Genomic DNA, 17,369 nt, shown 5'->3' with positions numbered 1-17,369 from the left:
CCACCTATGACCCGGAGTCCCATGTCACGTCATGCGCCAACATCACCCTTTTCGCAGGAGGGCCCGTCGGCTCGCCAGTCGTTGTCGCTGGCGCTGGTCGAGCTCGTGACGGGAGTCGCCTTCGCCGTGAGCGTGGCCTTTGCGGCCGGCGGGGGCGGCGTCGCCTGGATCGTGGCGTCGGCGTTGGGATGTGCGTGCCTCATTCTGCTCGAGCTGTTCAGAAGCGGCGTCCACGAGCGGCCGTCCGTCGCCTCGCGCCTTGTCCCTTCCGACGCGGACGACGCGGATGACGGCTCGGCGCACCCGGATGCCGGGGTCGCCGGGCACGCGACGCCAGGGCTCTGTCCCAAGGGCCCGGACGCGCAGGACGGGCGCCCCTGGCAGGATGTAGGCTCGTCGCCAGCCGACGTCACGACGACGGCCCAGTCCCAGTTCGACCTGGAATCCCTCGCCGCGCAGCTCGCGCGAAGTGACGACCCCCTCGCCGAGCTCAAGCTCTTTGTCAAAGACATACGAGCGCGCGAGGCGGCGCCGGCTGGTGCCGAGGACGTCGAATCCCGCCCCCTCGGGGAGGCGCCGACGCCTGCGGCGGGGGCGTCGCTGGCGATGCCGGCGCAGGCGGAAGCGTCTCGTCCGACGCCTCGCCTCGTCCCCTCGCCGATGGAGCTCTTTGCCGCGCGCCGCCTCGAGGAGGCCGGTCTCTTCAAGGATGACGTCGAGCTTCCGCAGCTCAAGGTCGTCCTGCTGGGCAGGTCGGGCCTCTTCTACCTGCGCATGGCGCCAGGTCCCGTCGCCTATCTCGCCCGGCTGCGCGTCCTGGGCCTTGAGGCGGCCCTCAACCAGCTGGTCTTCTGCTCAAAGTACCTCGAGTCGTCAGCGAGCGAGGAGGACTGCTACGAGGCCAACGAGCTGGTCCTGAGGCACGTCTGCGCCCAGGCCAGGCCCATCGACGAGGCGGGCGAGCTCTTGGAGGGCGAGGTGCCCGACGGCGAGTGGGCGACCCGGCGTCAGATCTCGAACGCCATAGAGTCGCTCGTGCTCCCCTATCGCCTGGAGGCCTCGTTCAGGACCAACGTGGCGGACGGCAACGTCGCCATCGAGTTCGCCATGACGCCCGACCGTGTCTTTCCGGCCTCGATGCTTGTGGACCAGCTGGGCGTCGTGACAAGCTCCCGCGAGATGCGCCGCAAGGCCGCCTCCGCCTACGCCCAGCGCCTCGCAATCCTGCTCGCCGCCGAGGCGTTCCGGGCCTCGACGAAGGTGCGACACGTATGGGTCGCGGCCACGCTTGACACCGCCAACCGCCACTGGTGCTACCTCTCCGTTGACTTTGACCGCGGGCGCTTCTCCCAGATCGACCTGGCGCACGACCTTGCCAAGGTCAGCGACTTCGAGCGCGTGTACCGCCGCTTCGTTCCCGTGATCCGACGCGAGCGGGGCATGCTGAGGCCCGTCGAGCAGTCGTTCTCGCTCAACGAGGCGCGCTTCTGCCCGCCCCGCCGCCATGAGTCGCCCTCGCTCTCCTCCCGCAGGCTCCCGCCCCGGCAGGCGCACGACCTTGGCTGTCAGAGCGTCTATGGCCTCGCGATCCAGGAGGCGGACAAGCGTTCCCTGATCGCCACCGACATCCTGCGACGTCTCGTGAGCCATGACGTCGACAAGGACGCCACCGCGCGAAACGTGGGCACGATCCTTGAGCTTGCGGGCGACGATCCCGACCCCGACGTCCGCAGCGCCGCAGAGCGCACCGTGCGCGGGCTCATCGACGGGAGGCTGTCAAACGAGCCGCTGGCCATCGCCGAGGAGTTCGTCAGCGGGGACGCCCTCTCGCGCGCGGCCGCAGCCGGGCGCGAGAGCCTCGCACGCCATGACCCTCGAGCCGCCCTCGAACGCTGCGAGCGCGCGCTCGGCGAGGTTGACGGCAGGGGGCTCTATGATGACGCGGAGGGCATCGAGTGGCGCTACTTTGGCAGCTACGTTGACCGGGCTCTCTACAACCGCCTGTTTGCCCCGCCCGAGACGTCGATCATGCTCGTCCCCGACGGCTACTTTGAGTGTCATCTCATCTGCTCGAGCGCGCGGCTCGCCCTGGGTGACAGCGACGAGGCCTGCCGTCACGCGCGCAGGCTCGTCGAGCTGGCCCCGCTCGACCATCGCGGCTTCCTCCATCTGGTGCGCTGCCTGGAGGAGAGGGGCGACACGGACGAGGCCATCGAGGCGCTCAAGGTGCTGCTCCTTCGCGCCCACGACCTGGAGGGCCTGGGCATCGGCTACTACCGCATGGCCTCCTTCCAGTGGCAGAAGGGCAACATCCTCGCCGCCCAGGCCGCCTATCACAGCTCGATCGCCGCGTTCAAGGGCTCGTTTCCCCTGGCGGCCCTGGAGCTGGCGGCGCTTGCCGCCCAGCACCCCGACACCTTTCGCCAGGACCTGAGTCACGATGAGACCGCCTCGCTGCTGGAGGGTGCCGGCATTCCCGTCGCTCCCACAAAGCAGATGACCGCGTCGTTCCTCTCGTGCATGCGCGCCTCGGTGGACGCCGAGGTCTTTCCCGTCGCCCGAAGCTTCGTCAGCACCCTGGTCACGCTCCATCCGGACGACGTCCTCATCGGCGTCATGCGCTCGCTCGAGGGTGAGCCTGACGCCTAGCGTCTGACGCCATGTCGTTCGGCGGACGTTCACCGGCACGCGGCGGCAGCGCCGCGCGCCGGTGAGGTCGTGGGATCGGCCCTCGGCCGTGACCGGACAATGGAACCGGTGAATATGACGGGGCGCGACCAAGGTGAAACACCCCCGTCGCGCCCCCAGACACCCTGCCACGTCCCAGACCCATATCCCCACAAGCCAGGCATGCGAGCTGCGCGCGGCGCACAGGCAGGGACGGCGCGCCTCTAGAAGTCGAGCGCCATGAGCTTGCCCAGAGAGACGATGTAGATCTCCAGGGCACGCTTGAACTGCTCCTCCGCGAAGCCCTCGTCCGCCGAGTGCTCGGCGCCCACCCAGTCCGGCAGAGGGAAGGCCGGGTCGTTGGGCCCGAAGGCGCCGCCGGCCTTGAAGTGACGGGCATAGGTGCCGCCGCCGATGGTGAAGGGCTCGGCCTTGCGACCGGTGTACTCGTTGTACGTGCCCACGCAGGCACGGATGGCGTCGGAGCTGGGGTCCGTTGACCAGGGGACCATGTCAAGGTCGACCGTGAGCTCGCAGTGATGCGCGCGGCACAGCGCCCCCACGCGCTCGGTGATCTGCTCGCTGGTGATGGAGGTGGGATAGCGCGAGTCGATGGTCTGCTCAAAGTGGCCATCGACCGTGCGCATCGTGCCTCCGATGCAGGTCAGCGGGTCAAAGAGCTCGTCGGACGCGGCGATGCCCAGCGTCGAGCCGTCCGTCGAGCCAAAGACGAGCGCCTCCAGCTCGAGGAAGTCCCGCTCGGCCTCGGAACAGAGCCCATGCTCAAGCAGGTAGGAAACGAGAAGTCCGATGGCGTTGACGGACCCCTGCGGCGTCGAGGCGTGCGCTCCGATGCCGTGGGCGGTCAGTCGCACGAGGCCGTCCGTGGCGTCCTCGACGTCGATGCGATCGGTGGCGGGCAGCTTTGAGGCCTGCGCCCTGACGAGCGCCGTCGCCTCGCCCGCCACGGCGTTGCCCACCGTGCCGCCCTCGAAGCTGACGATGACGTCGGCTATGGCCTTGGAGCGTATGGTGGCGGAGTAGCCGCCCTTCTCGCCGCAGATGAGCGGGAAGTTCGCGTCGGGCGAGAAGCAGAACTCAGGCTGGGGGAAGTGCTCGAGATACCACTCCACGTCGGCCATCTCGGTCTCCTCGTTGTTTCCGATGATGACGCGCAGCGTGTAGGGCAAGGGCTCGCCCGTACGACGCACCTGGTCTGCATAATATTTGGCAGCGTAGAGCGAGAGGACGAACGGCCCCTTGTCGTCCAGGACGCCCCTGCCGATCAACATCCCGTCCTTACGCGTCAGCGTGAACGGGTCGTAGGTCCAGCCGGTGCCCTCGGGGACCACGTCGGTATGGGCGATCATCGCGATCTGACGCTCGCTGGCGCCCGGCAGGTCCGCATAGCCAATGTGGCCGTCGCAGTCATGGGCGTCCAGGCCCAGACGACCGGCGATGTCGACGGCGGCCTTGAGCGCGCGATAGGACTCGGGGCCGTAGGGCTTGCCCTCCTCGGCCTGGCTCAGGTCTTCGACGGAGCGAATGGAGACGAGCGTTCCCAGGTCACGCACCGCGTCCTCCCAAATGGAATCGACGTAGGCGCGTACCTGGTCCTTGATGTCGGGGTCGGTCATTGCGTTCCCTTCTCGCTGGGATGTGTCGTGACAGAGGTCCTCCTGAGGATATCAGACGTCATGCCACAGGCGCGCAACCCCTCGACCAGCGGGCCGGAGGGGCTGACTCTGATAGACTGGTGGGACGACAACGCGGTCGTGACATGAGAGAGGAGCCTCGTGACGCCATCGGCAGGACAAGACGTTCGTCATCTCTGGCCCCCCACCTTCAAGGCCGCCATCTTTGACTTTGACGGCACGATCGCAACGACCGCCCCCCTCTGGCATGAGGTGGACAGGGCGTTTCTGGGAGCGCGCGGCATCGCGATGGACGTCGAGTATTCGCGCCGGCTCAACATCCTGGGCTTTGCGGCGGGCGCCCGCTACACCATCGAGCGCTACGGGCTGCCCGAATCCGTGGAGGACGTCTGCCTTGAATGGGAGCGTATGGCAAGGGCCCTGTACGAGACGAGGGCGACGCTGCGCCCCGGCGCGTACGCATACATCCGAGCCCTGAGGGACCGGGGCGTCCCCGTCGCCCTTGCCACCACCAACGGACGCGGCGTGCTCGACGCCATGCGCTCGGTTGACCTGGACGAGATTTTTGACGTGCGCGTCCATGCGGGCGAGCTGGGCGTGACCAAGGACGAGCCCGACATCTACCTCAGGGCGGCCGAGCTCCTCCAGGCCAGCCCCTCCTCGTGCATCGTCTTTGAGGACATCCTGGCGGCGGCCCGCTCGGCAAGGCGCGCGGGCGCGCTCGTGTGCGGCGTGCGCTCGGGCGACGCCAACCAGGACCCCCATGAGCTGCGTAGCAACACCGACCTCTGGCTCGACGACTGGCGTGACATAGCTCCCGTGGGAAAGTGCGCATGAGCCCCGCGAGTGTTGACAGCCCACGCCGGAATTGCGATACTACCCCTTGTGCACCGCGCACGGGGATGTAGCTCAGCTGGGAGAGCGCAGCGTTCGCAACGCTGAGGCCGAGGGTTCGAACCCCTTCATCTCCACCATGACTCTGACGCGGACGCGCCCTTTGGGCGCGTCCGTCTTTTTCCCTCCCGAGAGGAACGCCGTGGAACTCAAGGCGGACTGCGTCAACATGCTCGGCAGGTTCTGCGGGCCCCGTGACGTTTCCGCCCTGACGCAAGACAGGCTGCGCGAGTCTCTGGGCGTCCCGCGCGCTGACGTCATGGTCCTCTTTGGCGGGAGCATCCTCGCGGGGGCGGACGTCCTCGCCCATGCGATGCGGGAAGACGTCGCGCGCGCCTACGCCATCGTCGGAGGCGTGGGCCACACCACCGAGGCGCTGCGCCGGCGCGTTCAGGCGGAACGTCCCGACGTCACGACCGCCGGGCGTTGCGAGGCGGAGATCTTTGATTGCTACCTGGCCGCCGCCTACGGGCTTCATGCCGACCTGCTCGAGACCGCGTCGACCAACTGCGGCAATAACGTCACCAACCTCCTCGCGCTCCTCAAGGCCCGAGACGTTCCCCACGACAGCCTCATCATCTGCCAGGACGCCACCATGCAGCGCCGGATGGCCGCCGGCCTCGCCCTGCACGCCCCGCAGGTGAGGGTCGTCAACTTTGCGACCTACGACGCGCACGTCGTCGAACGCGACGGCGAGCTTGCCTATGCGCGAGAGCCGCACGGCAGCTGGGACATAGGGCGATACGTCAGCCTGCTCATGGGGGAGATACCCCGCCTGCATGACACGCCAGAAGGCTACGGGCCGGCCGGCAGGGGCTTCATCGCCCACGTGGACGTGCCCGACGAGGTGCTTCGCGCCTTCGAGACGCTCAGGGACGAGTTCGGCGTCCGCGCTCGCGTCGCGAACCCGCGCTTTGCCTCCCGGACAGGATGCCGGTAGCGCCTGATCCTCGCCCCCTCGTGCACGAGGCCCCCGGACATGCGTCCGGGGGCCCTGGTCATGCGCTGATGGCGGTCGCAGGCCTACATGACCTCGGGGGCGTTGACGCCGATGAGCCTGAGGGCCACCTCGAGGTTGATGCGCACGGCGTCGCAGGCGGCAAGGCGGGCACGCGAGAGCGCGGCGTCCACCGGGCGCCCCTCGCTGGGAAGCACCTGGCAGTTGGCGTAGAAGCCATGATAGGCGCTCGCCAGCTCCTCGCAGAAGTGCGTGATGCGGAACGGGGCGCGGTCGCGGGCGCAGCCGGCGATGAGCTCGGGGAACTCTGAGACCTTGCGGGCCAGGGCGGCCTCGGTGGGGTCGGTGAGCAGCGAAAGGTCGCAGTCATCGCCGATGGCGCGCCGCGCGACCTCGTCCATGCCCAGCCGCAGGGCCTCATCCTCAGAGACGCCGGCGGCCTTGCGCAGGATGGAGCAGATGCGCGCGTGGGCGTACTGCACGTAATAGACCGGGTTGGAGTTGTCCTTCTGCTTGACGGCCTCGATGTCGAAGTCGATGGTCTGGTTGGACGAGCGGCTGATGAGCGTGTAGCGCGTGGCGTCTACGCCCGCCTCCTCGATGAGCTCGTCAAAGGTGACCATCGTGCCCTTGCGCTTGGACATGCGGACCGGCTCGCCGTTGCGCAGGAGGTTCACGAACTGGCCCAGCAGGACCTCATACTTGCCGGGATAGCCGAAGGCGTCCGCGACGGACTGGACGCGCTTGATGTACCCATGGTGGTCGGCGCCCCAGATGTTGATCTCGTAGTCCACGCGCTCGAACTTGTCGAGGCAGTAGGCCACGTCGGAGGCGAAGTAGGTGTACTCGCCGTTGCTCTTGATGAGCACGCGGTCCTTGTCGTCGCCAAAGGCCGTCGACTTGAACCAGAGGGCGCCGTCCTCGGAGGTGTAGACGTAGCCCTTCTCGCGGAGGTTCTGGAAGGCGCGGTCGATGGGCGTGGAGCCGTCCTCGCCCTTCTGGTAGAAGCTGCGCTCGCTCTTCCACTCGTCAAAGTCGCAGCGAACCGTGTGGCAGGTGGCCTTGATGCGGTCGAGCATGGCCTGATAGGAGCGCTCACGGAACTCGGGGTCACGCACCTCGGGGCTGACGGACACCCACGCGTCGCCGTCCTTTGCATAGAACTCCTTGGCGATGTCGATGATGTAATCCCCGCCATAGGAGTTGCCGCCCAGCGCCTCGTTGAAGGCGTCCATGTAGGGGTGCAGCTCAGGATGCGCGTCGAGGTCGTCGTCCACGTAGCGCTCGCGGTCGGCGAGCAGCTCCGCCGCAGCCTCGTCCAGGCTCAGGCCCTGCTTCCTGATGACCTCGTCAAGCTGCAGGTACCTGAGGGCGACGGAATGGCCGAAGACGTCCATCTGGCTGCCATGGTCGTTGATGTAGTACTCGCGCTGGACCTTGAAGTTGGCATGCTCGAGCACGTTGCAGAGCGAGTCGCCGATGGCGGCCCAGCGGCCGTGGCCCACGTGCAGGGGGCCGGTGGGGTTGGCCGAGATGAACTCGACCTGGAGGCTCAGCCCGTCGCCCACGTTGACCTTGCCCCAGTCGGCGCCGGCGGCGCGAATGGTGCGAAACACCTCGTTGTTGGCGGAGGCGCTCAGGTAGAAGTTGATGAAGCCGGGGCCGGCGACCTCGCACGTGGCCACGGCGTCGTTGGGAGGCAGGTGCTTGACGATGGCCGCGGCGATCTTGGCGGGGGCCAGGTGGGCAAGACGGGCGGAGCGCATCGCCACGGTGCTCGACCAGTCGCCGTTCGTCGTGTCGGCGGGTCGCTCCAGCCCGCAGTCATCCACTTCGAATGGGGGAAGGTCGCCCGCCTGCTGGGCGGCGCGGATGGCTTCCCTGACCAGATTTTCGAGCGTATCGGGCATCGCTTGCTCCTTCGTTTGACGAACGCGGCGCGCGTGGCGCGCCACTCCATAGACCTTCTGCATTGTATCAGAGACCAGGGCGCGGCAGCCCATCGTGAGGCGCCGGGAGCCGCCCTACCCGCGCCGTGAGCCGCTGTGCTCACGCAGGGCGAGCTCGCGCCTCACGCGGGCAAGCCCCTCCTCGATGCCCACCGGGTATATCTGCGGGTTGAGAAAGCGTCGCACGGCGGGGTCCAGGTGCATGAGCGCGTCGCGACAGCGCGTGCGGGCGGCCTCGATGCCCTCGCCCTCGCCCACCGCACGCCCCTCGCGCACGAGCTCCACGAGAAGCTCATGGGCCTCATACCCCGCGAGGTCGAAGCTCGCGAGGTCGTCCACCGCGTCGACCATGAGGGTTCCGCCCATGTCGTAGGCGTCGTCGACGATCATGTCGCCCACCGGGCAGCCCGAGGCGTCAACGTAGCGCCTGACGTGCTGGATGCCGGGGATGGTGCGCTTGTAGGACATCTCCGAGAGCTTCATGACAGGCTCCCAGGCCGCCGACGCCGCCGGGCGCGTTGCCGAGAGCTTGTAGACGCCTCCCAGCGACGGCTGCGGGTCACAGGTGGCGAGCTTCGTTCCCACCCCGAAGGAGTCGATGGGCGCCCCCTGGGCAAAGAGCGACTGAATCGTGTACTCGTCGAGGTCGTTTGACGCCGAGATCTTCACGGAGGGCAGGCCCGCCTCGTCAAAGGCCCGTCGCGTCTCCTTGGAGAGCTTGGCGAGGTCCCCCGAGTCGATGCGCACGGCGGCCAGATGCTCACCGGCCTCCTCCATCTCGCGGGCGACGACGACGGCGTTCTTGATGCCTTGATGCACGTCGTACGTGTCAAGGAGCAGGACGCAGTTCTTGGGGCTCGAGGCGGCGAAGGCGCGGAAGGCGTCGAGCTCGGTGGGAAACGCCATCACCCAGGAATGGGCATGCGTGCCAAAGACGGGAATGCCGTAGACCTTGCCGGCGAGCACGTTTGAGGTGGACGACGCGCCGCCCACGTAGGACGCGCGGGCGACCGCGAGGCCACCGTCAGGGCCCTGGGCGCGCCTGAGGCCAAAGTCGGACACGGGGTGGCCCTCGGCGGCGTACACGACGCGCGACGCCTTCGTGGCGACGAGCGTCTGGAAGTTGACAAGGTTGAGCAGGGCCGTCTCGAGGAGCTGGCAGTCGATGATGGGACCCTCGACGCGCACGAGGGGCTCGCGCGGGAAGGCGAGCTCGCCCTCGGCGACGGACCAGACGCTCACGCGCAGGTGAAAGTCGCGCAGATAGTCAAGGAAGCCCCGCTTGAACAGGGGGCCGCCGGACGGCGCCTCGAGCGAGGCGAGATAGGCGATGGACGCCTCGTCAAACACGAAGTTACGGACGAGGTCCGCGATCTGTCCCATGCCGCAGGCGACGGCGTAGCCCCCGCCGAAGGGGTTGTCACGGAAGAAGACCGTGAAGCAGCCGTGGACGTCGAGCATACCCGACTCCCAGAAGCCCTGGGCCATCGTCAGCTCGTACAGGTCGGTGTTGAGCGCCACGTCATGCGGCGTGGTGGTGTCTGTCAATGCCATGGGCGCGGGCCCTCTCTCGTGGCGTCATGACCGTCAGGCGGTCGTTACGGACACCAGCGTAGCACGTCGGGACGCACGGGACGTGAGGGGCGGCCCCTCAGGGGACGTCCGCGGCCTCAGTGGTTGAGGAGCATCATGAGCAGGAGGGCCAAGGCGACGATCAGGATGGCGCCCAGCACGACCTTCTGCCCCAACGGCATGTTGAGCTCGTCGTCGGGCTCCATGAGCCTCGCGTTGCGTCGGCGCAGCTCGCGGATGCGCTCGTCCTTCGCGGCCTCTGCGCGCTCCTCCTTGAGCTGCTGAAGCTCGAGGCGCTCCTTGCGAGCGCGCTCGGCGTCAAGGCGTCTCGCCCGCTCGGCGCGCAGCCTCTGGAGCTCCGCGCGCTCCTCGTCCGAGAGCGGGCCTGCGTCCGGCATGTCACTCATGGCTGCCCCCATCCTGTCCGACGTCTTGTCGTCCCAGCTCCGCCCCGCGCACGCCCGTCGCGTCAAAGGCGGGGACGAAGCTCTCCGAGACCGTGCCGCCCTGCTGCCACCATAGGCGCTCAAAGCCCAGGTCGTCGGCATGGTCAAGAACGCGCTCGTACTCCTCGTCCGTCACCGCGCGCCCGAGGTCTCCCCCCTCGCGGCGGCAGCGCTCGTTGGGAGTGTATTGGTTCATGACCGAAAGGTCCAGCTCGTTGCCGCCGAGCGCCCAGACGCGATCGAGCACCCTGAGCGAGTCGTCCGTCTGCCCGGGCATCACCAGGTGGCGCACGATGACGCCCTGGAGCATGCGCCCGTCCTCGCCAAGTCGCCGGCCCCCGCGCCCCCTGAGCCCCGCGAGCATCCGAAGGAGGGCCCGCTCGGCGACGAGGGGGTAGTCGGCGGCGTGCGAGAGACGACCCGCCAGCTCGCGGGACGCGTACTTGAAGTCCGTGAGCCAGACGTCCACGACGTCCGACATCAGCGAGACGACCTCCTCCGTCTCGTAGCCCGAGGTGTTGCACACCACAGGCAGGCTCATCCCCGCCGCGCGGGCGGCGCGCACGGCGAGCTTGACCTGAGGCGCAAAGTGCAGGGGCGTCACCAGGTTGATGTTGAGCGCACCCTGAGCCTCGAGCTCGAGCATCATGGCCGCCAACCGCTCGCAGGACACCTCGAGGCCAAAGCCCTCCTGGGAGATGCCGTGATTCTGGCAGAAGACGCAGCGCAAGGGGCAGCCCGTGAAGAAGATGGCGCCGGAGCCCGCCTCGCCCGAGATGGGCGGTTCCTCCCAGAAGTGCAGGGCGCAGCGAGCCACGCGCAGGCGCGAGGTCCCCGCGGGCGCGACGCGCTCCGTTGCGGCCGCCGGCGCGCAGGCCCCCGGTAGCGACAACGGCGTGGACGGCATCGTCCTCAAGGGCGGCGCCCCCCCCACGGGCGCGGGCACGCTCACGATGACCGGCTTCAAGACCGCGCTCACCGCCGAGAGGGGCTCGACCATCACGGACGGCACCTACGTCCTCAAGGACAACAGAGCCGGCAGCGCTCATACGGCTCAAGGGACGCGAGCTCGTCAGCCATTGCGACGGCCGTCTTGGGCATGCAGGCGCATGAGTCGCGAGATTGACACGATGTAGATCTTGAGGGCACGCCTGAGCGTTCCTTCGCCGATGGCCTCGTCGGCCCCATGTTCGGGGCCCGCCCACGAGGGCAGGGGGTCCGCGGGCTCATGAGGCCCGAAGGCGCAGGCCCTCATGAACTTGCGGGCGTAGGTGCCGCCGCCGATGACCTTGGCGCGAGACGTCGTGCCTCTGAACTCGTCATAGGTGTCGAGCAGGCAGCGCAGCTCGGGACTCTCGGGGTCGATGTGGAAGGGCGGCTTCACGCCGGTGACGACGAAGCTGGCGCCGCGCGCCTGGGCCTGCCGTGCGAGCGCCCGCTCGAGGGCGTGCGCGTCGATGGCGTCGGGGTAGCGGCAGTCACAGGTCTGCACGAGATGCCCCCCTTCCGTGCGAAGCGTCCCGCCGATGAGCGTGAGGGGGCCAAAGCGGTCGTTCGAGCAGGCGACCCCCAGAGAGGAGCCGTCAAAGCCCTGGGCGCACAGTCTGAGCTCGAGCTCGGCAAAGGGCGCGAGCTCCTCGGGAACGACGCCCGCATCAAGCAGGTACGCCCACAAGAGGCCGATGGCGTTGAGCGTGCCCTCGGGGAGCGAGGCATGCCCGCCGACGCCCCGGGCGACCACGCGCGAGCGACCGTCGCCCAGGTCCGTGACATCGATGCGCTCGCGACCGGGAAGGTCTGCCGCCCTCACCCTCACGACCGCCTCGGCGCGCCCGCAGACGGCGTTGGGCACGGTGCCGCCGTCCATGCTCTCGATGGGCGCGTCATGCCCGCCCACGGTGGCGACGGAGCAAAAGCGACCCTGAAAGACGCCCTTCTCGCCGCAGATGAGCGGGAAGTCGGCGTCGGGCGTGAAGAGGAACTCGGGCTGGGGGTGACGCTCGAGATAGTAGGCGACGTCACGCATGCTCGTCTCCTCCTCCGAGCCCACGATGGCTCGGAGGGTGAGCGGCAGGCGCTCGCCCGTGCGTAGCGCCCGCCGGACGAAGAAGTGCGCAGCGTAGAGGCTGAGCACGAGGGGCCCCTTGTCGTCCAGCACGCCGCGGCCCACGAGGCATGCGTCCTTGCGCGTCACGTCAAAGGGGTCGAACGTCCAGCCCCGGCCCTCGGGCACGACGTCGGCGTGGCAGATGGTGGCCAGATAGCGCTCGGAGCGGCCGGGCAGGTCGGCATAGCCGATGCGGCCCTCGCAGTCATGGGCCTCAAGGCCCAGGCGCTCGGCGATCGCGAGGGCCTGACGAAGCGCCCGGTGGCAGGCGGGACCCCAGGGGTCTGCTGCCGTGGCATGCGAGAGGTCCTCGACGGAGCGGATCCTCACCAGGGAGCGTATGTCCTCGACGACGTCCTCCCACACCTCATCGACGTACTCGTCGACCTCTTGTTTGAGCCGCTCGTCAGCCATGCACCAACTCCTTGTCGCTCACCGGGGGCCTCACGCGCCGAAGTCGCCCCGCTCGTCGCCTGCGCATGCAAAAGGGAGGCCACGATGGGGCCTCCCCTTCAGAATGCTCTTGATGTAAGAGACTTAGATCTTCTTGACGTTGGAAGCCTGGAGCTTGCCGTTCTGACCCTGCGTGATGTCAAACTCGACAGCCTGGCCCTCGTCCAGCGTCTTGAAGCCGTCCATCTTGACCTCGGAGTAGTGGACGAACAGGTCGTCGCCGTCCTCGCGAGAGATGAAGCCGTAGCCCTTGTCGGGATTGAACCACTTGACAGTACCCTGTGCCATGTCGTGCCTTTCTTTCTTGCCCCGAGGGGCAGAACGCTGCGCCTAAGCGCGATACATGTGACCGTAGGCCACGAGTGTCATTCTAGCCTAAGAGAGGCCCGTCGGGGCCAACAATCTGAGGAGAACTCAGAAGGTCCGGCCGAGACGGTCGCGAGGCACCCCCTTGAGCGCGTATGCTAGGCTGACGCACAGGAGTCATCGTGGTGCTCATGGAGGTGGTTCGCATGTGGTCCTCGTTCGTCGTGGCCTCCCTGGCGCTCTGCGCCTTTCTACTGCTCCCCGGCTATCTGGTCCTGCGCGGCCTGGGCGCCACGCGCTCGTGGTCCGTCTGCCTCTCCCCCCTCGTGAGCCTGTCGCTGCTCGCGCTCGTGGGCCAGGCGCTCGCGCTGGCGGGCGTCACGGCGCCTGCGGGGCTCGTCCTGGGCGGCTCGACGCTTATCGGGCTCTTGACGCTCGCCTGCCTGCACGAGAGGGGGCCCGCGCTCTGCCTTCCCGCCCTGGCAACGACCTTACCCCCGCTATATGCCCTGGCCGGCGGCCTTCTCGGCTGGAACCTCCTCATCCTGAGGCTGGGGTCGCCCGACGTGGTGTTTCAGGCCTATGACGTCACCTGGCACCTTGACCTCATCCAGGCGATGGCCGACTCGGGCCACCTCTCCTCCCTGGGCGCGAGTCCCTACCTTTCGGCCGCCGACGCGGCCATAGCCCCCATCTCGACCTCGGGGTTCTACCCTGCGGCATGGCACGTGCTCTGCGCCCTGGTCTGCCAGGCCACGGGCGTCGCGACGCCCGTGGTGATCAATGCCTCCATGTTCGTCATCGCCTGCCTTGGCTTTCCCTTGTCGGCGCTCGCCCTCATCTCGACGATCTTTCCCGATGACGCGAGCGCCCCTCGCGCAGGGCTCCTCTGCTGCCTTGCCTTTGTGTCCTTTCCCTGGAACATGCTCACCTTTGGGCCCCTATACGCCAACGTCGCCGGCTTTGCCCTCATGCCGAGCGCCATGGCGCTCTTTGTCCACCTCGTCTCGAAGGGACCGGGCGCCGGTGAGAGGCTCCGGGCGGCGGCGCTGCTGACGCTCTGCGTGGCCGGCCTCGCCTTGTGCCACCCCAACACCCTGTTTTCCTGTGCGGTCCTGCTCGCCCCCCATTGCGTGTCGCGCATCTGGGACGTCTGCGAGGATGCGGGCCTGCCGCGACCCCAACGGCTCCTGTGCTGCGCCGCCTTCGCGGGCGTCTTCGCGGGCGTCTGGCTCGTCTGCTATCACCTTCCCGCGTTTCAGGCCACCGTGAGCCATAGGTGGCCCCCCTTCTCCTGGACCTTTCAGGAGCTCGTCAACATCCTCGTCCTGTCATACAACTTTGGCTTTGACAGCGAGGTCGCCTGCCAGCCCCTCCTGGCCGCCCTCGTGGTCGCCGGGTTCGTGCGCTGCCTGCACCGGCGCCCGTATCGCTGGCTGTGCGCCTCATATGCCGCCGCCTGTCTCATCATGTTCGTCAGCGCCACGCGTTCGGGACCGATCAAGCAGCTGCTCGCCGGCTTCTGGTACACCGACCCCATGCGCCTCGCCGCCCTTTGCGCCATCGCCGCCATTCCCCTTGCGACTCAGGGCCTCGTCTGGGTCCGAGAGGTCGCGCTGCGCGCGGCCGACGCCTACGGGCGCGTCGTTGGCAGGCCGGCGCACCCTCGCCGCGTCGTCGCCGTCCTGGCGGCCGGCTTCGCCATCATCACCTTCATGCCCAGCTTCAATCTTGCGGGCCTGCGCCTGCAGCTGAGTCCCGAGGAGGTGCAGAGGCACAAGGACGACGAGCGCAAGGACTGGCCCAAGAGCGTTCGCACGACCTTTGGGGACTACCGGTCAAACGCCGTCGCGACCTACGCCTTTGACACCCCCCTCGACAAGCAGGAGCAGGAGCTGCTCGCGGCCGTCGCCGAGCGCGTCCCCACGGGGTCCCTCGTCATCAACGACCCCATGGACGGGAGCTTCCTGGCCTACGGCGCCCATGGCATACGCGTCCTGTATCGCACCTTCACCGGCTTTGGCTCGTCGGCCGAGTCGCCCGAGAGCGAGGTCATCCGCACGCGCCTGGCCGCCTATGCCACCGACCAGGACGTCCAGGAGGCGGTGCGGCGCCTTGACGCGCGCTACGTCCTCGTCCTGCGCGGGACGGAGGAGACGAGCGGCTTCGTCGACCTGAGGGACGACTACGACGAGTCGCTGTTTCTTGGCATACGCTCCATAGGCCCACAGACGCCGGGGTTTGCCCGTGTCGTCAGCTCCGAGGCGGGCGCGCTCTACGAGATCGTCAGGTAGGCGTCATGCCGTGCTAGACTATCGACGTCAACGTGAGACGAAAGGGTCATGTACATGAGAGTGCTTGCCGTGGTCCCGGCCTTCAACGAGGAGCAGTGCCTCTTCGCGACCGTGGACATGCTTGTGCAAGCCTGTCCGGACGTTGACTGCCTCATCGTCAACGATGGCTCGCGGGACCGCACGGCGCAGGTGGCTCGCCGCTGCGCGGCGCGCGTCGCGAACCTGCCGGTGAACACGGGCCTCACTTCCGCGCTCAAGACGGGGATGAAGTACGCCCAACGTCACGGGTATGACGCTGTGGTGCAGTTTGACGCCGACGGTCAGCATCTGCCCCGCTACATCCCGCAGCTGGCGGCCGCCCTCGAGGAGGGCGGCGCGCATGTCGCCATAGCCTCGCGCTACCTTGACGGCAGCGTGAGGCCAACCGGGGCGCGAGGCGCGGGCTCGCGCCTGATCACCCTGCTCATACGAATCACGACGGGCGCCGTCATCACGGACCCGACCAGCGGCATGCGCATGTACGACCGGCAGATGATACGCCTCTTCGCCCAGGGCTTCGACTGCGCCCCCGAGCCTGACACCATCGCGCTCGTCGCGCGCGAACAGGGCGCCGTCGTCGAGATACAGGCCTCCATGCGAGAGCGTCAGGGCGGCGAAAGCTACCTCAAGCTGGGCAACGTGCTCAAGTACATGGCCCGTACCTGCCTGTCCATCATCATGCTCCGCTTTCTTAGATAGGTGTCCCGCATGCTCCCCCTTCAGCTCAGGCTTCTGCTGGTCCTCGGCGCCCTGCTTGCGTTCGTCGTCATCTCCAACCGCGTGAGGAGGGAGCGCATCCTGGTGGAGGACGCCATCTTCTGGATGGTGCTCGCCGCCGTGCTGGTGGTGCTGGCCATTTTTCCCCAGATAGCGGTGATGGCGTCGCAGGCGCTCGGCTTCATGTCCGCGAGCAACTTCGTCTTTTTGGCCGTGATCGTCCTCTTGTTCTGGAAGGCCTTCACCAACGCCAGCGAGATCTCGAGGCTCAAGGACAAGGTCAACGAGCTCGCGCAGGAGATCGCCCTCGAACGCCTCGAACACGAGGAAGCGAGGGCGCAGGCGTCAGAGGAGCCCCGCGAGGAAGAGGACCCTCAGGGCGAGCTCGCCCGCTAGCGTCTGCCGCAAACGCAGCGGCGTCAGCGCCTTGGTCAGACGCCCGCCTCTGAGCGCCCGCTTTAGCAGGTCCCTGCGCCGGGCGTCCATGCGCTCGCCAAAGACCGCCTCAAGCTTGCCCAGCTGCCTCGTCACGTCGTCGAGCTGCCCCCTCTGCAAGAAGGTGCGCACCCGATAGCGCAGCAGCCGCAGCCCCCCCGACCCCGTCGGGCTGGCGTTGGACCCCGTTCGCCGGTATTCGAGCGTCGAGACGTCATCGTACGTCAGCTCGCCCACCGCCGTGGCGACAAGCGCGATCCACCAGTCATGGCAGTACACGTCGTCGGGCCCCGCCTCGACCACCAGGTCGACGAGCCTCCGATTGAGGACCATCGTGTTGCCCGAGCCGCGATTCTCGAAGAGCATCTTGGGAAAGTCGACGCCGATGCGATTGAGCCGCGAGCGGCCCTGCGGCCGCATGTCGGCGTCACAGAAGGTGTATTCGGAGCAGTACAGGCGCGGCAGGTCACGGCCCTTGGCCTCGAGGACGTCCAGGGCGCGCGAGAGCTTGTCGGCATGCCAGACGTCATCCTGGTCACAGAGGGCCACGTACTCAACCGATCGAGGGACGCGCGAGAGGGCGTCCAAAAACGACCGGGTGACCCCCAGGTTCTCGCCCTTGACAAGCTCGACGTTCCCCGCGCTCGCGTAGGACCTCAGCAGCTCGAGCGTCCCGTCCGAGGATCCGTCGTCGCGCACGAGGACCGACAAGGCGCCCACGTCCTGCCCGAGCACGCTCTCAAGCTGCTCGACGAGATGGTCGGCCCCGTTATACGTTGACATGACGACGGCGACGCTCGGTCCGCTCACTGGCATGAAGGGTCCTCCCAAGGTCGTTCTTCCGTCTGCACACGCTACCATAGGGACGATTGTGATT

General features: G+C 67.8%; 14 protein-coding genes and 1 tRNA gene. 7 read left to right on the top strand and 8 right to left on the bottom strand.

Annotated features, from left to right (window positions below):
• The first annotated feature begins 21 nt into the window (after positions 1-21).
• Positions 22-2,649: a bacterial transcriptional activator domain-containing protein gene (locus tag BN3001_RS02375; protein WP_148362924.1), complete on the top strand. Its 2,628-nt coding sequence runs from the start codon at positions 22-24 to the stop codon at positions 2,647-2,649.
• 242 nt (positions 2,650-2,891) lie between these two features.
• Here BN3001_RS02375 and BN3001_RS02370 read toward each other — a convergent pair whose 3' ends face one another.
• On the bottom strand, positions 2,892-4,304 hold the full coding sequence (locus BN3001_RS02370; RefSeq protein ID WP_058270235.1) for a Sapep family Mn(2+)-dependent dipeptidase: 1,413 nt from the start codon (positions 4,302-4,304) through the stop codon (positions 2,892-2,894).
• A 159-nt stretch (positions 4,305-4,463) separates the two neighbouring features.
• Here BN3001_RS02370 and BN3001_RS02365 point away from each other — a divergent pair, with 159 nt between their 5' ends.
• The 3 genes from BN3001_RS02365 (at position 4,464) to BN3001_RS02355 (ending at position 6,156) form a co-directional block, all read left to right on the top strand.
• Entirely contained in the window at positions 4,464-5,159 is a 696-nt protein-coding gene (locus tag BN3001_RS02365) for an HAD family hydrolase (RefSeq protein ID WP_058270234.1), read from the top strand.
• A gap of 61 nt (positions 5,160-5,220) precedes the next feature.
• Positions 5,221-5,296 (top strand) — tRNA-Ala (locus BN3001_RS02360).
• A 62-nt stretch (positions 5,297-5,358) separates the two neighbouring features.
• Positions 5,359-6,156: a YdcF family protein gene (locus BN3001_RS02355; RefSeq protein ID WP_197407443.1), complete on the top strand. Its 798-nt coding sequence runs from the start codon at positions 5,359-5,361 to the stop codon at positions 6,154-6,156.
• Between the two features lie 83 nt (positions 6,157-6,239).
• Here BN3001_RS02355 and argS read toward each other — a convergent pair whose 3' ends face one another.
• The 6 genes from argS to BN3001_RS02325 all read right to left on the bottom strand — a co-directional run bounded on the left by argS (position 6,240) and on the right by BN3001_RS02325 (position 12,989).
• A complete protein-coding gene (gene argS / locus BN3001_RS02350) occupies positions 6,240-8,084 on the bottom strand; it encodes an arginine--tRNA ligase (RefSeq protein ID WP_058270233.1) in 1,845 nt (614 codons plus the stop codon).
• A 114-nt stretch (positions 8,085-8,198) separates the two neighbouring features.
• On the bottom strand, positions 8,199-9,677 hold the full coding sequence (locus tag BN3001_RS02345; protein WP_058270232.1) for a nicotinate phosphoribosyltransferase: 1,479 nt from the start codon (positions 9,675-9,677) through the stop codon (positions 8,199-8,201).
• Positions 9,678-9,793: 116 nt separating this feature from the next.
• Positions 9,794-10,102, bottom strand: a complete 309-nt coding sequence (locus BN3001_RS02340; RefSeq protein WP_070640870.1) for a hypothetical protein — start codon at positions 10,100-10,102, stop codon at positions 9,794-9,796.
• A complete protein-coding gene (locus BN3001_RS02335; RefSeq protein WP_407938264.1) occupies positions 10,095-11,141 on the bottom strand; it encodes a radical SAM protein in 1,047 nt (348 codons plus the stop codon). Before BN3001_RS02335 ends, BN3001_RS02340 begins: the two co-directional genes overlap by 8 nt.
• Positions 11,142-11,213: 72 nt before the next feature.
• Positions 11,214-12,662, bottom strand: coding sequence for a Sapep family Mn(2+)-dependent dipeptidase (locus BN3001_RS02330; RefSeq protein ID WP_058270230.1), 1,449 nt, complete (start codon positions 12,660-12,662; stop codon positions 11,214-11,216).
• A gap of 123 nt (positions 12,663-12,785) precedes the next feature.
• Positions 12,786-12,989, bottom strand: coding sequence for a cold-shock protein (locus BN3001_RS02325; protein ID WP_058270229.1), 204 nt, complete (start codon positions 12,987-12,989; stop codon positions 12,786-12,788).
• Positions 12,990-13,198: 209 nt separating this feature from the next.
• Between BN3001_RS02325 and BN3001_RS02320 the strand changes: the two genes are divergently transcribed.
• Genes BN3001_RS02320 through BN3001_RS02310 form a run of 3 tightly spaced genes read left to right on the top strand, consistent with a single transcriptional unit; the run spans position 13,199 to position 16,453 of the window.
• Positions 13,199-15,301: a DUF6541 family protein gene (locus tag BN3001_RS02320; protein ID WP_328585286.1), complete on the top strand. Its 2,103-nt coding sequence runs from the start codon at positions 13,199-13,201 to the stop codon at positions 15,299-15,301.
• A gap of 54 nt (positions 15,302-15,355) precedes the next feature.
• A complete protein-coding gene (locus tag BN3001_RS02315; protein WP_058270514.1) occupies positions 15,356-16,039 on the top strand; it encodes a glycosyltransferase family 2 protein in 684 nt (227 codons plus the stop codon).
• Positions 16,040-16,048: 9 nt separating this feature from the next.
• Positions 16,049-16,453, top strand: coding sequence for a DUF2304 domain-containing protein (locus BN3001_RS02310; protein ID WP_082629926.1), 405 nt, complete (start codon positions 16,049-16,051; stop codon positions 16,451-16,453).
• Here BN3001_RS02310 and BN3001_RS02305 read toward each other — a convergent pair.
• A complete protein-coding gene (locus tag BN3001_RS02305) occupies positions 16,403-17,308 on the bottom strand; it encodes a glycosyltransferase family 2 protein (protein WP_197407442.1) in 906 nt (301 codons plus the stop codon). The genes BN3001_RS02310 and BN3001_RS02305 overlap by 51 nt on opposite strands.
• Positions 17,309-17,369: the final 61 nt, after the last annotated feature.

The organism is Olsenella massiliensis (assembly GCF_001457795.1).
Taxonomy (GTDB): Bacteria; Actinomycetota; Coriobacteriia; order Coriobacteriales; family Atopobiaceae; genus Olsenella_F; species Olsenella_F massiliensis.
The sequence above is the reverse complement of the archived record's forward strand: the minus strand, read 5'-3'. Positions and strand labels throughout refer to the sequence as shown.